This window comes from Vibrio sp. vnigr-6D03, from assembly GCF_002835515.1.
GTDB lineage: Bacteria > Pseudomonadota > Gammaproteobacteria > Enterobacterales > Vibrionaceae > Vibrio > Vibrio penaeicida.
In genome coordinates, this window is the sequence record NZ_PIZL01000048.1 from 25,311 (window position 1) to 39,619 (window position 14,309).

General features: G+C 41.3%; 10 protein-coding genes. 4 read left to right on the forward strand and 6 right to left on the reverse strand.

Annotation, left to right across the window (positions count from 1 at the left end; all coding sequences use genetic code 11):
* Nucleotides 1-478 precede the first annotated feature (478 nt).
* Nucleotides 479-2,647 carry a D-arabinono-1,4-lactone oxidase gene (locus tag CW749_RS26385; protein WP_101115455.1) on the forward strand — a complete coding sequence of 723 codons (2,169 nt, stop codon included), beginning with the start codon at nucleotides 479-481 and terminating at the stop codon, nucleotides 2,645-2,647.
* A 303-nt stretch (nucleotides 2,648-2,950) separates the two neighbouring features.
* On the opposite strand, the gene CW749_RS26390 is transcribed toward CW749_RS26385, so the two are convergent.
* Nucleotides 2,951-3,379 carry a hypothetical protein gene (locus CW749_RS26390; protein ID WP_101115456.1) on the reverse strand — a complete coding sequence of 143 codons (429 nt, stop codon included), beginning with the start codon at nucleotides 3,377-3,379 and terminating at the stop codon, nucleotides 2,951-2,953.
* 118 nt (nucleotides 3,380-3,497) lie between these two features.
* Here CW749_RS26390 and CW749_RS26395 point away from each other — a divergent pair, with 118 nt between their 5' ends.
* Together CW749_RS26395 and CW749_RS26400 are read left to right on the forward strand one after the other, a co-directional pair.
* Complete coding sequence (locus CW749_RS26395; protein WP_101115457.1) at nucleotides 3,498-4,439, forward strand: LysR family transcriptional regulator; 942 nt, start codon at nucleotides 3,498-3,500, stop codon at nucleotides 4,437-4,439.
* A gap of 386 nt (nucleotides 4,440-4,825) precedes the next feature.
* Entirely contained in the window at nucleotides 4,826-5,308 is a 483-nt protein-coding gene (locus tag CW749_RS26400) for a CIA30 family protein (RefSeq protein ID WP_180958499.1), read from the forward strand.
* Between the two features lie 107 nt (nucleotides 5,309-5,415).
* Here the strand turns inward: CW749_RS26400 and CW749_RS26405 are convergent, their stop codons facing one another.
* Nucleotides 5,416-6,372 carry an alpha/beta hydrolase gene (locus CW749_RS26405; RefSeq protein ID WP_101115459.1) on the reverse strand — a complete coding sequence of 319 codons (957 nt, stop codon included), beginning with the start codon at nucleotides 6,370-6,372 and terminating at the stop codon, nucleotides 5,416-5,418.
* A gap of 562 nt (nucleotides 6,373-6,934) precedes the next feature.
* Between CW749_RS26405 and CW749_RS26410 the strand changes: the two genes are divergently transcribed.
* Nucleotides 6,935-8,122, forward strand: coding sequence for a phospholipase D family protein (locus CW749_RS26410; protein ID WP_101115460.1), 1,188 nt, complete (start codon nucleotides 6,935-6,937; stop codon nucleotides 8,120-8,122).
* Between the two features lie 161 nt (nucleotides 8,123-8,283).
* Here the strand turns inward: CW749_RS26410 and CW749_RS26415 are convergent, their stop codons facing one another.
* The 4 genes from CW749_RS26415 to CW749_RS26430 all read right to left on the reverse strand — a co-directional run bounded on the left by CW749_RS26415 (nucleotide 8,284) and on the right by CW749_RS26430 (nucleotide 13,842).
* Nucleotides 8,284-8,541, reverse strand: a complete 258-nt coding sequence (locus CW749_RS26415; RefSeq protein ID WP_101115461.1) for a hypothetical protein — start codon at nucleotides 8,539-8,541, stop codon at nucleotides 8,284-8,286.
* A gap of 18 nt (nucleotides 8,542-8,559) precedes the next feature.
* Nucleotides 8,560-10,326 (reverse strand): hypothetical protein, encoded by a 1,767-nt coding sequence (locus CW749_RS26420; protein ID WP_101115462.1) that lies wholly within the window; start codon nucleotides 10,324-10,326, stop codon nucleotides 8,560-8,562.
* Between the two features lie 125 nt (nucleotides 10,327-10,451).
* A complete protein-coding gene (locus CW749_RS26425; protein ID WP_101115463.1) occupies nucleotides 10,452-13,442 on the reverse strand; it encodes a DEAD/DEAH box helicase family protein in 2,991 nt (996 codons plus the stop codon).
* Between the two features lie 184 nt (nucleotides 13,443-13,626).
* Nucleotides 13,627-13,842: a hypothetical protein gene (locus CW749_RS26430; protein WP_237322596.1), complete on the reverse strand. Its 216-nt coding sequence runs from the start codon at nucleotides 13,840-13,842 to the stop codon at nucleotides 13,627-13,629.
* Between the last annotated feature and the right edge of the window lie 467 nt (nucleotides 13,843-14,309).

Sequence of the window (14,309 nt, forward strand, 5' to 3'; positions counted from 1 at the left end):
TTAGGATTTTAAGATCCTGTCTATGACTTTCTTTATCGATTAATGGATATATTGACATTAATACTATTAGACATTGATTCTAAATCTGACATTAGATAATTGAATTCAATATCTAAAAGATTGTATCAGTGTATAGCTTGATAATAACTGTATGCGATGTATACCTTTTTAAGTTGGTCTTAGCTAATAAAGCTTATCTGTTTGAACCAATGCAACGGGTAATAGCACTATTAGTTAAGATGTATATCCAATTAAAAAAATCTCTACCAAAGCTACAGATACTCAAGTTGTAAAAAGCGGGTTTAATTAGGATGTGCTTATATTTCGAGAGAGTTTTTGTTGTAATTCAAACAATATTTAACCGAAAGGTATGCAGACCTTAAGCATCGCTTTTTAAACCGTTAAACGAGACAAATATGTTTCACCTTTTATTGAGGTGTGTCTCGTGGGTTATTACATCTATATAGCGAGTGTTTCTATGAAGTTTTTAAACAAAGTTAAAATGATCATTTTCCTGCTAGCCGCAGTTTATTTCATACCCAGTTCTTATGCTTTTACGAGCCCACCTAAAACACCAACAGAATCGGCTCAAAAGGTGCGAGTAACATTCACAGCAGATAAAAACCCTTCTTCCATCATGCCTGTACGGTTATTAGAAGGAATAGAAATTTGGCCTGCACCTGATGAATCGAATATCACCCATTACAATGTGTATTGGGGAGATGTTCTGAAAAATAAATTAGGTTTAGCACTTGCCCCAACATTAGCAAAAATAGAGGCTAAGAAAGATGGCGGTGTATTGGTTCATGAGTTCCCTTCAGACTTTAAAATGGAAGTGGGAGCCATTTATATTTTAGTGTGTACCGCGAATCAATTTGGTGAATTTTGTGGCAAAGAAAACAATTTTGAAAAAATTACCGACCCTTTACTTAGCATTGCCTCAAAACTTAGTCACGTAAAAAAAACAGTGAAAAAGAATCAGCACCTTCCTGGTGTTTCTTTGATGGCAACCTGCTCAGATTTGATTTGTAATGGAAACGAAACCGCAGAAAGCTGCCCTTCAGACTGCGGCGAGTATGCTCAGGCGTCGTTTAACTTTATGGTGTTATGTGACGAATCATCATTACAATCTGTCTATCACCCAACCAGCGTAGAAGAAATTCAATCCATTGTAGCTCTCGCTAAACGTAATGGCGTTAGAATTAAAGTTTCCAGTGGGCAAACCAAAAATAATACTGCAGGTTCTGCATCGGGAATTATTTGTACTGATGGCATTACAATGATCATGAATAAATTTGATCACTCCCAAGCTGAACTTGGTATGGCACTGGAAATGTTCGAGGGGATAGAGGTGGTTAATGTTGCTTCTGGAACCAATCTACATGAGCTAGGTGAGTGGTTATACGAGCGAGGTAAAGGGCTGGGGTACGTACACCTAGGTTGGCGTCACGCTTCAGTCGCTGGTGCGATTGGAACCTCAGCGCATGGTAGCTCTCCAATTAATCGAAATATTCTTAGTCATTCTGTTGTATCAATGGATATTGTGGGCGCAGATGGCAAGCTCAAAACATATAGCCGAGGAACAACAGGAGAAACCGATCCCGATCTTTGGAAATCTCTGTTAACCCATATGGGGTATTTCGGCATCATCACCCGTTTAAAATTAGAAGTTCAACCAGCGACCAATACTCATGTGAAAATCACATTCCACGATGAAAAAGAGCTGTTTGAAGAGAATAAAAAAGGCAGTGTGATTGCAGACATAAAAGAGTGCGATTATGGACAATATAATTGGTTCCCCAGCCTAAAGCAGTACTTGAGAACTTGCGGTAAAACAACGACATTAGAAGCGGAAAAAAACGCGAACAACCGCCTCATTTTCCCTTATGTTGATACATCGGCCCTTAGTATTGAGGAAACCATGCAGGCGTTCCAGATTGGTGGAGCAGAGCCTTCTATTGATACCCACCAAAGCATGGCGTACTTGCGTAAAACGGGTTGGCACATCACCCCACCGCTAGTAAAAACGGTTAATGGCGAACTCCGATACACCACCAATGCAGTGGGGCCAACACACCGTATTACATCCAGCAAACTGATAGATAATGTTGGTCGTGAAATGCGCCAAATGGATTGGGAAGTGGCCGTCCCAGAAGAGAATGCTCAAGCTGCTATCGAAGATATTCGTAAGTGGGCGAACGGCCTTAACAACGCCAATCGCAATATGCCTGTTCCTTTGATTGGTATTTTCCTTCGTTTCTCCAAAATTGAAGACGCTGCGCTTATGGCTTACACCGGTGCTGGTAATGGGTTTACTAACGGTACAACTGCGATGCACATTGAATTCCCCATTTTTGTCCCAGCAGGATTACCACCAGAAGATTTCAATCAGTATATGTCACCGTATGAAGAAGCCATGAATATGTTAGTCACGAAGTATGGTGCAAGAGCGCATTGGGGTAAAAATACTCATTCGAACAATTCGTGGATATTTGAGCTTCAGCGTGACAACAAGTCTTATGGGGACTACCTAAACCGGTACAGTGAAAAAATTGGTCAAGTTGATCCTAACGGTATGTTTGCCAATAAATTCGCGAAGTCTATTGGTATCAAGTACCCGAACTTCACCTACCCGAAAGACTGGTAGCCGGTCTTTACGATCGAAATCTGGCTGAAAACTTATTAGATAAGGTTAACTTGAGCCCGCATTAGAGCTGAGTGACCTTTCTGAATCGGCAATCTGGAGGCATGAGCAAAAAGCATGACCTCCAAAGCCAGATTTCGATTCGTCCGAACAAGCGCAAGATACCATTCACTTTCTGTCCCAATCACTTTCTGTCCCAATCACTTTCTGTCAAAATTAGTTTTATCTGTCCCGACTAACTTGCCAGCGCTGACTGGTGGGTATCTTGTTTTCTTAAAATGAGCATCGTTTTAGAGTGTTGCCCTTTTAACGAGCGAACTTTGCTTTCGCTTTCATTTGTCGAGTTCTTCGATAAATAACAATTAATGCCGTGACTTCTAGTGCCACAATAACCAAATGTGTGATCAAGTCTGCCATTGGTGATGCAGGGCTATTTAGATAAGGAAATAATGGGTCAATAACGGTTTCTTGCCCTTCTCTGAAAATGCTCAAGACCAACATGTATTGCTGAGCGCTTTGCGTCGCCATAGCAATGAGCGTAATAACGATCATTGCCAGTAACCTACCAGCCGTGGTGTAAATAATATTGTAGTCCGCGCTACTTTGCAGGCTGATTCCCGCCTCCGCTAGAAAAGAATGATCAAAATAAAACCAGTACACCTGAAGACTCATAAAGAACAAAATGAGCAACATAAAGACATTCACCCAAGCCGGAATGATGGAATTTTTAAACATGAGGGTTCTCCCAATAATAGGTTTGATGTGCGTGAATGCTTTTCATAAGGTGATTAAAGCACTAACCTATTAGTGAATAAAATGAAGAGTTTTCAGGTTACATGAAGGGCATTCAGTATTGAGAGGCATTAACTTTAAACAACTCGATTTAAATTTATTGGTCGTCTTTGACGCGATTCTGCGTGAGCAAAATGTGGCTCGTGCTGCTGAATATCTCAATCTAACGCCATCTGCTGTGAGCCACGCGCTTCGCCGGCTTAGAAGCCAATTGCAAGATGAACTATTTATTCGCGATGGCAGAAAAATGATTCCAACCGCAAAAGCCATTCGCATCGGAGAGTCGCTACCTCGATTACTTAAGCAGATTGAGTACACCTTAACCGAGCAGGAAGAGTTTGACCCACAGCACACACCGCGAACCTTTAAATTGGCAGCACCTGATTTTATTGCGCCAGTCGTCCCTCTATTGATCGCTGACTTAGCGAATGCACCCAACATGAAGCTAGAGCTGGTGCCGTATGCTTCATCAGCCGTTAAAGATCTCACAAACGGCAGTATCGACATTGTTATTGCACCGAGCGTCATTAAAAGTGAAGGAATCATTGCCGAACCCCTAGGTAGCTGGGCATGGTCTGTCTTTGCCAGAGAGAATCACCCAGCATTAGACGATTGGTCGATAGAAAGCTGGGCAAGTTACCCGCACCTCAAGGTGTCTACTGGTGTGGCGAAAGGTGATGGGCCAATAGATAAAATCGCGTCTAAACTTGGTATTCACCGCACGATTTCAACGATTATTCCAAGCTTCGTGATGGCACCACTGATTTTAGCTAAGACAGACATGCTGCTAACCGTACCGGCACTTGCCATTGATGACAGCAGCTTTTCGTTTAACCTAGAGCGTCGCTATACGCCATTTGATATCGCCCCTCTCAACCTTTGCGTTTATCGAAGCGCGCTTGTTGCAGATGATGCCGGCATTCAATGGATGATCGACCAAGTGGCAAAGGTATTCAGTCAGACTCACGGCAAAGCGGGTTCAGCTAAAACATCAAAAATATAAGAATAGGCAATTTAGAAATACCTACTTTGTGGATTTAAGCACAACTAACTGTAATTACTGGGTTTTGTATTTTCTTAGTTTGAGTGTTCTTTCTACTCCGTCCTTTTACTGCAAGAGAGTGATCAATCTTTTTTGTGACCAATCTGTATCGCCACCTCTTCAACCTCGTTAGCGGTGATGAACCTCAATATTGATCACACCTTAGCTACCTTTCGTATCAACCTCATCGCTGTGGTGAATCGTAGGAAGGAATGCTTTCGATAAAACCACATCCGCTTGCACCGAATTGAACTGAGATAATGAAGATGAATAAGAGTTCTCATGCTGTTATATCACTATTTTTTGCCTGTTTTTACTCAGCGATGGCGTTTTCCAAAGGAGGAGAAGTGCTTAACTTTAGTCCGTTATCAGATGCATCTGAATGGATGGTGGTCAACGATGGTGTTATGGGCGGTGTCTCTCGTTCAAGCATGGTTGTTGAAGATGGGGTAGCTCACTTTTCAGGGCATTTGTCACTTGAAAACAATGGCGGGTTTGTGTCGGTTAGGCGACAAATGCCGAACATGAACGATACCGACTACAGCATGGTGACATTGCACGTAAAAGGAGATGGGCGTCCTTATCAACTAAGAATTCGGACAGACAGTTCTTGGGATGGCGTAAGCTATCGCGCTCTTTTTAATACTGTGGATGGCGAGTGGATGACCATCACCCTGCAAGAAACAGATTTTATTCCTGTTTTCCGCGGGCGGCGCGTTGTGGATGCCGCTGATTTTCGCTTTGAAGATACCAAGCAGTTTGGTTTCTTGTTGGCAGATAAACAGCCGGGCAAGTTCCACCTTTCGGTGTCTCAGTTTTCATTCCAATGAGGGAATCAAGGGACGACACTAAGGGAAAATTAAATGGAATCTGAAGAAACAAACCTTCTTAAATCCTAACGAACTGGCCATCTAGCCAGTTCTTTGATTGACCAAGCTTATTTAATCGTTACTTGGTGCTCGTTTTCAACCCAATCCTCAATCATCGTGGCGAACATTTGTGGTTGGTCCGCCCATGAAAAGTGGCCTGCTTCGGGGAGAATGTGTAGTTTACTATTCGGCAGTGCTGCATGAATACGTTCAGCATTACTGACATCAAATAGCACATCCAGCTCTCCCCAAAAGACTAAAGTTGGGAGCTGAATTTCACTTAGACGTGCCGCGATCGCTTCAGACTTTGCATGAAAATCTTTAAACCAATGTATCACTTCAGGCACTCTACCCCCATAGGATTTCTTATAATCATCAATTTCAACGGCACTGGCTTGGTGTCTCACGGCTCCAATCTTGGCAGAATACGCGATCAGTGGACCTGCGCCTAACAAAGCGGTGGTAGTTCGCATGAAACCAAACTTCGCCAGCATATTGATCATAAAACCAAGCTCTACTGGGTTAGGATTACCGATACTGTGACCTATCGTCATACTGATTAATCTGTGTTCGTGATCGAGCACATAACTAAGGGCTGACGCCATTCCTACATCAGGAGCGACAAGGTGAATGTCATTCAGGTCAAGATCTTCAAAGATTGCAGCAAGGTGACTTCCTTGTGCGGTTGGCGTCATATCATGGCGATCCCCTTCAGAACCACCAAAGCCGGGTAAATCTATTGCAATTACTCTAAATTTTGCAGTGAGTAATTCCCAAGAGCCAGCAAAATTGAGGATACTGGCTGGGAACGGGCTGAGTAGAACAACTGTTGGTGCATCAACGGGACCTGCTTGTGCCAAGCGAATTTTTCGCCCAGCAATGGTTCGTATTTCCAGTGGTATATCGACAACAGGGTTTTCAAAAGATTGCGCCCGCTTTTGAGCTGCTTTCACCTTAGGCCATTCAGGAGAGGCTAGGAGCAGTGTGGCAGCGTTGAGCGTATCAAATAGATTTAGCTTCTTCATTTCTCATCCTTAAGTAGTTTGAACTGAGCTATTAATTTTAGGCGACCTCTCTTTATTTAAATTATTCATCAGTCGCTAACAGTCTAATTGCCGAAACTCATTTTTGTCCAATAGCAGCTTAGAAGCTTTACTTGCCAAACAAAAAAGCGAATCGATTGGTTCGCCTTTAAAGTTCTTACTGAAGCAATGATCACAGATAACTAAGATGGAAACTTGCCAGCTTTCTAAATCAACGAGCTGGAATACTCTTTAACGATAACCGAGTTGGAAACTCCAGTGCTTCATGGCTAATGAAGGCAGCAAGTTTGGTTAACTAAGTTGGAAACTCTCTCCTCATAAAACTCTCTTTTTAGAGCAATTGCTCAGTTCGTAAAACCCGAACCGTACTTTGCGAACCGCACTTTAGGAACCGCCGTTGGTTCCACTGTTTTCGCAATTACGCTCTCAATCTGTGCAACCTTTGTCAGTTCATAGATTTGGTATCAATGATGCTGTTAGTGTTATGTTTTCGACCTGGTTGATGATATAATCATTCTGTAAATAGCTGATTATATGGAAATAAATGAAAGTTATTAGTGATAACAAAACTCTTGAAAAGACGTTGATTAGTTTGATTAGTAAGCACGAACAAGTATCAATTGCGGTAGCATGGGCATCGGCCGAGACAAAAGTATTCAACGCCTTTTTAGCTAACAAAACTAAGATATGTACATCAACGATTGGGACACATTTTTACCAGACTGATCCCCGTGTTTTGAAAGAGTTTATAGGTAGCAAGCAAGTACACTTCGTTACTCAAACCAGTGGCGTGTTCCACCCCAAGGTATACCTGTTCAGAACTGGCCATAAGTGGGAAGCAATTATCGGTAGCTCTAATATGACTAACGGGGCGTTCACCTCGAACAACGAGATCAACGTTCATGTTAGTAGCAAAGATGATGAAGGCAATATTTCACTTAATCAACTCTTAGCACAACTTAGTAAGTACTTTGAAGCAGGGGTGTCTGTTGACGAAGAGTACGTGAATACATATAAAATTTATCATAAGAAACAGAAGCCTCGTCTAGATAAGTTGGCGGATCGTTATGGAAAAACGAAAGCATCTAAACCGTTACTTAATAGTGTTGTAATGCAAATGGAATGGTCAGCTTACTTATACAAGGTTCAGCAAGATGTTAATCATGCAATCTTGACTCGATTAGAACTTCTCGAAACTATCAGAAGTTATTTCAATACATACGATGACTATAAATCTATGCCTCTGGCTGCTCGTAAAACAATCGCGGGGCTGCCCAATGATGTTCATAAGCATTGGGGATGGTTTGGTAGCATGAAAGGTGCTGGGGTTTATCACAGCAATATCAATAATAACAATGAGTACATTTCAGAGGCTCTTGAGCATATCCCTCTTCGTGGGGAAATTAGCAAATCTCAATATAATCAGTATGTTGAAACATTTAAGAAAGCATTCCCCAACGGTAGAGATGGCATCAGTATTGCCAGTCGTTTACTTGCTATGAAACGTCCAGATTTCTTCGTTTGCATTGACTCTAAAAACAATCGTGCAATGTGTGCTGACTTTGGTATTAAAGTGTCTGGCATGACCTACGAACGATACTGGGATGAATTGATAAGCCGAATCCACGAGTCAGTATGGTTTGGTAGTCGGGAACCTAGTAAAAAGTTAGAAAAACGCGTTTGGAGAGGGAGAGTTGCATTGCTCGATTGTATCTTTTATGAAGAAGAGTAATGTGAACAGTCAAGTGCTCTTAATTGAAGTGAACTCTCAGTGGTATAGGTAATGGGGTGTTGTGAGCAAGAGTGGTAATGATGTTGGGTAAAGTAAAGATAGCATTGAGGAGTTTTTGCCACACAAGCGGTGTTTAAACCGCTTGTGTAAATAGCATGAAGTTAGGCATGGGAAAAAATCTGCATAACTCGTTCGTAATCACTGGCGTTGTCGTCCGTACGATAATTGTCCAAATATACTTGGCGAATTGACTGATTATCGTAGTTTCTTAGTCGGCGTTGAAGGAGCGTGTTAGAAAATTCTATTGCGACCTTTGGAGCCATTAGTTTTCGTTGAACTAAGAGGTTTTGAACTCGCTGTGGATCACGTTTAAGGATACGGCCAAGCAAAAAAACCTGCTTTTCTTCTGAACTGTTCATATCGTACTCCTTAAAACATTAGATACTAATGTGTCCTGCATAGTTTAACACCTTCTTTTCTGATTTCCTACCATCAGCTGTCCATTGTGTTAGGGTGCTAGGCTCAAGTGTCAGCACTATAGATGTTCGTTCCTTATCTAGACTGAGCTCTTTGTAACTACCATCTGGTTCACTCCAAAACGCCACAGTTCGACTCGGAGGAAAACCTGTACCGTCAGAACGTTCAGTCATTCCCAATGGAGATATTGTAAGTACGCTTGAACCAGGATCTTCAGATAGTAAAGATGCATACCTGCCAGGCCAACGGTTTTTTATTTGTGCTCCATCAAGTAGCAATGCCACGATTAAGTTCGGTCCTAAAGATCTGATCACGGGGGCGACAGGGTCTTGTCTAGCCAAGTCTTCACATATGAGAGGACTCAGTTGGAGGTCGTTTTGCTGGCAGTAGTAACTTATGAGAGAGCGTTCATCAACTTTAGAGTATTCCCACCATTTCTTTTTAGGAGACAATCTGTTACCGAGTTTGTAGTTATGTAATTGAGGCCGATCTAAGAACCATCTATGATGCTTATGCTGTTCAGCGGAGTCACAACTTTCGCCTTCTAATCCGTATAGTGAACTAGTTGTATAAAGCTTTAGCGAATTTATTCCGTAATTGCTAGCATCACCTTGCTTAAACACCCCAGTGATGAAGGTAGGACAGTATTTACTGTGTTTTTTGCAGTAGGACTCGATAGTTTCGAATAGCTCATCTGCTTTACTCGACTCAACAGCGCACTCGGGGAGAACAATCAAATCAACCTCATCGAACTCCAAATAGTATTTTTTTAGTACTTCCTCCAGCTCTTGTCTTGAAAGCTCATCTTTAGGTAAGTAGCTGAAAAATCCAAAATTATGATCCATTTCTAGAAGGTTATTTTTGTTGACTGCTTGGAAGTCTGTTCTGTGGACTTTTAGCGGCCACGGTATTATCAGAATGTTATAGTTATCTCTTTTTTCATGTTTAGAGTCGGTAGGGCGCTCTATGTATTTCAGTTTGATTTCTGGAGAAATTAGAGCAAGCTTGCTGCTGATACTATTAATGGAGATGCCGCTTTGGCATACTGAATTTTTGTAGTGGACAGAACCGAATGAGCTATTTGTCATTGCTAATTGATAGCTATGTGCGTCACTTATGATGTTCAATTGCTCGGCAACTCTACCTGCCACTGTATCAGCTAGTGGATTTAACACGCTGATATTTCTGAAGCTCTCATCCGCGCATAAGCATACCTTCAGAAGGTTTTTTTTGAATTGAGGATCTGACTTTAATTTACTTATACTTAAATTTTGGTTCTTATGCTCGAACACGCTTAGCAATAGCTCATTGATTTCATCTAACTTGATTAAGTTGAGATCATTGACATTTGCATTTATGAACTTTTCCCACAATGACCCAAGTCTCTCGACTTCTTCTCGATCTTCAGTTGTCCAAACTACGCCGCTTTCACCAGATATCAGTAACCTATAATCGCCATGTTCTTTTATTAAAGAAGCGCAAACTGCAAACGCATTACAAGGCCAAAGAAACAAATCTAATAGGTGGCTCATTTCTAAGGGGTCGTATAGTGCAGCGAGCTCTTCTTCGGATGCGAATTTGCTTCTCGTTTTGTCTTTAGCTGTTTGCAGCTGTTCGAACTTGGTGAATAACTTCTCTTTGTTTAAGTTTTCACTGATGGATCTGAAGGTAGTAGGGATCAAGTCTGAGAAAGCAGATTCAATATAATGTTTGAGGTTAATGTCCACTGGAGTACGACCGTATGAATTGACGTTGGATTAATTGTTCCAATCATATCTAATTTGTTAAGCGCTTTGTAGCTTATGGATCAACCTCAACTGCATTTAGCAGAAGAGGTCAGATAGTTTAGCTTTTAAGAGTTGGAAATTACTCGCAATTTTATGCTGCTAATTTCATAGATATAGGCTTCAGTAGCTCCCAGAACTGATAGAATGTCTTTAGAAATCAGTGATTTTGAAATTGCTGGTTGAACGATAGCTACTCCAACTTTGAATGAGGCATATCTAGCAACTTTTGATAGATGGATTAGCTGTTCTAGTGTTCCTTTGTCTATACGTGATGCCTTCTCTTGACTCAATCTAACTCGCTCTCTATCGATTAATCTGTTGATCAGAGCTTCTTTGTTAGCAAACCACTTAATACTTTTCACAGCTTGCCCTGCCACTTGATAGATATCGTCTACTCGTGCTCCAGGCTTCGCTACGCCTTTCTTTTTAGTACAATACTTGCAGTGGTATAAATCTATAATGAGCTCGGAATCATCGTTGTTTTTGATGGCTACAATATCAGCTACCTCTCCGCTACCATCGTCATCGAAAACTAGATCGTAGTTATCTTTGATTTGCTGGATAGTATGGTACTGAATTGAGTGTGGGTGCCTCAGGTGTGTTTGGGACTCCACCGAAATATCAACGCCATCCCACAACCAGCCCTCAATATTGTTCAAGGAGTATAAGTATGCATACTCTTCATACGAGTAGTATCTATACCCACCATCGATGATAGAGGTATCCTCCAAGAAGAAAGCTGGGGGATTTTCATCAAAGAAATCAGTCACTAGATGCTCTTCACTCCCTATGATGATGTATAGAGGTGTATCGGAGCTGTAAGTTACTTCACCCTTAGCTGTAATGGTTGCTGAAACGCTAAATGATCCAAGAGGAGTCGAGATGTTAAAGTACCTGACTTTCTCTTTATCATTAGTCTTATCTGATAAAGTTAGCTCGCAGTTGAATAATGTCTCCTCCCACTTACCATCGCTTAGATATACTTTTCGGTCATTCTTGCGCAATAGCTCTACTGGCCATTCGACATTGAGTAACCTCAGATCTGGATATTCGGTTAACTCTTCACTTTGCATAGCAGTTTTCAATACTTGGTTGGTATCGATAGACTCATCTAAGATTTTTTTGCCAACGTTTTTGCACCAGTCGATCCATTGCTCCAGAGAATCGCTGTCCATCGACCAGACTTTACCCTTGTATGAACATCCGACACTAACAAGTTTACCGTCTTCGTACCCTTTACCAAAAATATTGGATTTGATAGAACGTTTAGCTTCAATGTCTGGAATCTGATCATTGATTTCAGTTCCTGTGTGCATAGAGTAGCGCAGACCTTTCTTATTCTTGTTTAGACCAACATTTTGGAGCTTCAACCTCTTGAGTCCAGAAAGTGTACGAAATACCCGCTCTCCGCTCACTTGAGGAGCTCCATCCGCGATTAATTTTGCTAAACGTTTTACAAGGCCATCTTTTGCTGATGAATGGATAAAGAGTAACTTGTTCCGCCTATCCACATAGGCGATATATAGATCCCACGATTCGTCAAATAGCTCTTTAGAGCTTGACCACCCAACAGGAGCATATGATTTTACCGAAAAAACAAGGGTATCTTGCTCATCATTTAGAACGGAATCATGAATCTGAAAATGCTTATTACCAAACTTATAGAAGTTTTCAGGTTTCCAAGTAGCAGCTCTTAAGTTAAATACGGTGGTACTTATACTTGGGGTTAACCCCAAATCCAGCAACTTACTTGGCTCTGAAAAGCCAGCTTTGAAATCTTGATACTTTAGCTCTGACGTTACCTTCTCACTGCTGATGTTACTGATGATACAATTCCAGTCGGAGTCTTCATTGTATAGTTCTTCAAGGCAGTCGTTCAGTTTAGGGTTGGCTATGTTAGCAACAAATTTTGCATCCCCGACTCCTTGAGTTGTTCTTGTGAAGCGTCCAGTAAACTGGAGCATTACATTGATGCTTTTATGTGGGTCATGAATCGCTGAAATTTTTAATTGAGGTAAATCGAATCCTTCCCCGAGCATATTGACACATACGATTATTCGATGTTTTCCTGCCTTGATAGCTTTAAGAACTTCGTCTTTGCGTTTTGCTTTACTTGTAATCAGAATAGGATTGAGCTCGGTCTCGTTTTTGTAGTATTCAAATACTTGTGTTGCTCTTTTGATGTTGTTTGCTCTAGCCATAACTATGTGGTTAAGACCGTTCTTCAAGTCGGCCTTAAGTAAGTAAATGGCTTTCTGAGCAATCACTTTATCTGCTTTCTCTTCTACAAACTCTTTCACTGGATGAAATTCTATTGGCTTAAAGTAACCATCAAGTTGAGCTTTGCTAAGTGAATAGTTAAAAATAATCGTTCCGTCTACTCTAGAGCAGTCCGTTCGAAAAGGAGTTGCGGTAAATTGAAATACTGGTTTCTCGACAAACTGCGCTTTTATTCGCGCCCACGTGGTTGCTGTTACATGGTGTGCTTCATCCACAACTAGATGAGAACATGCTTTTGTTAAAGTTTCTAAGGCACCCTTGTGGAACTGTGATAATGCAGCGGCAGTAGCAATGATTACATTCGAGTTTAATAGTTGATTGATTTCGACGATATCTTGAATACCGTGTTTTATAGTCGCAACAATAGGGTTCTCGAAGCTGTCATTAAGCATCCCTAGTTGTCTTAAGAGCCCAAGTTCTAAAAACTTTTTCTTAGTTTGTTCGCGCAAGGCGTCAGAAGGCACAATAACTAGTGTTTTACGAAATCTACCCGCAACAACGATGGATAAAATAGTTTCGGTTTTTCCTGTACCTGTTGGCATGACTATAGTTGCAGCACTACTAGCTTCGGATTTTTCGTAACCAAGTGCGGCATAGATACCGCCAATTTGGGGAGGGCGCAAGCCAGGGATTTTTAGAGCTAAGTTTTCTTCCTGAAAGATAAAATTGTTTTCACACCATGAAGTATAGATTTCGTCAGGTGATAGCTTTTTATCTGCCAAGGCTAACCAAGACAGTTGGCTTTTTCCGATTAAGCTCTCTTTTAGGATTCCCATTTTCAATTCCTTAAAACAAACACATAAATGCAACATGGTTATTTGTAACAGCATGCATATTGGTGCCTGTTGCTTATGTAGTCAATTGAAAATGTTTAGATCTGATTAAGAATGTCCCTAATATTTTAGATACTTAGATGAGACTTGCTGTTCATCTGACCTTAACCATTCCTCAACAAACACCTCAAAAAAACGGGTCATCAATTAAGTCACAGGGTTTGGCGGTTACGCATTTATGGCTTCTCGCTTCTGCCGAGACTAATCTCTCGTAACCTTCTAAGTCGCCGTTATCTAGGTGCTTGGAAACTAATGCTGGTGGAGCAACTGCTCTCTCCACCAATACCGATTTCTCGGAGACCAACCAAATTAGAATATCAGTGTCGTCTCGGCCTTCTCGCATGAGACTAAGATTATTTCTGAGGTTATCTATAAGGTTAAAATGCTCATCGAACTGAAAGGACGGGTAGTACCTCCAGCCGTTCACATTGATACAAAGAGCGTCGTGCTGCTCTTCGGGTAATTCCTCTTGAAGTATTAGCTATAGGTCATTGAGAAGCGAGACAATAGCTTGTGATCGCTTAGTTGCGGGCCATGAAATGGGTGTATCCACCAAACATTTAAGCTTCTTCAAGAAAAGTTGATAGATGTAGATGATGTATCTGTGGGGGATATTAGTCTTGCAATCTAAACAGCTTAGCCCTAAATCGAGTCTTTCAGCCCAGTAGGTAGATACTTCACTAAAGCAGCTAAGTTGTAGGAAAGGCAGAGCTAAAATTTGGTTTAGAGGCGACCTGAGTATGCGCTTTTTAACTAAATACCCGCTAAAAAAAGGCGAACCATCCGGTTCGCTTCAGATTGATGACGAAC

Excerpts from the sequence above, each read along its gene's own strand:
- CW749_RS26385 (WP_101115455.1), top strand. The coding sequence starts at position 479 with ATGAAGTTTTTAAACAAAGTTAAAATGATCATTTTCCTGCTAGCCGCA.
- CW749_RS26390 (WP_101115456.1), bottom strand. The coding sequence starts at position 3,379 with ATGTTTAAAAATTCCATCATTCCGGCTTGGGTGAATGTCTTTATGTTG.
- CW749_RS26405 (WP_101115459.1), bottom strand. The coding sequence starts at position 6,372 with ATGAAGAAGCTAAATCTATTTGATACGCTCAACGCTGCCACACTGCTC.
- CW749_RS26410 (WP_101115460.1), top strand. The coding sequence starts at position 6,935 with ATGAAAGTTATTAGTGATAACAAAACTCTTGAAAAGACGTTGATTAGT.
- CW749_RS26415 (WP_101115461.1), bottom strand. The coding sequence starts at position 8,541 with ATGAACAGTTCAGAAGAAAAGCAGGTTTTTTTGCTTGGCCGTATCCTT.
- CW749_RS26425 (WP_101115463.1), bottom strand. The coding sequence starts at position 13,442 with ATGGGAATCCTAAAAGAGAGCTTAATCGGAAAAAGCCAACTGTCTTGG.
- CW749_RS26430 (WP_237322596.1), bottom strand. The coding sequence starts at position 13,842 with ATGCGAGAAGGCCGAGACGACACTGATATTCTAATTTGGTTGGTCTCC.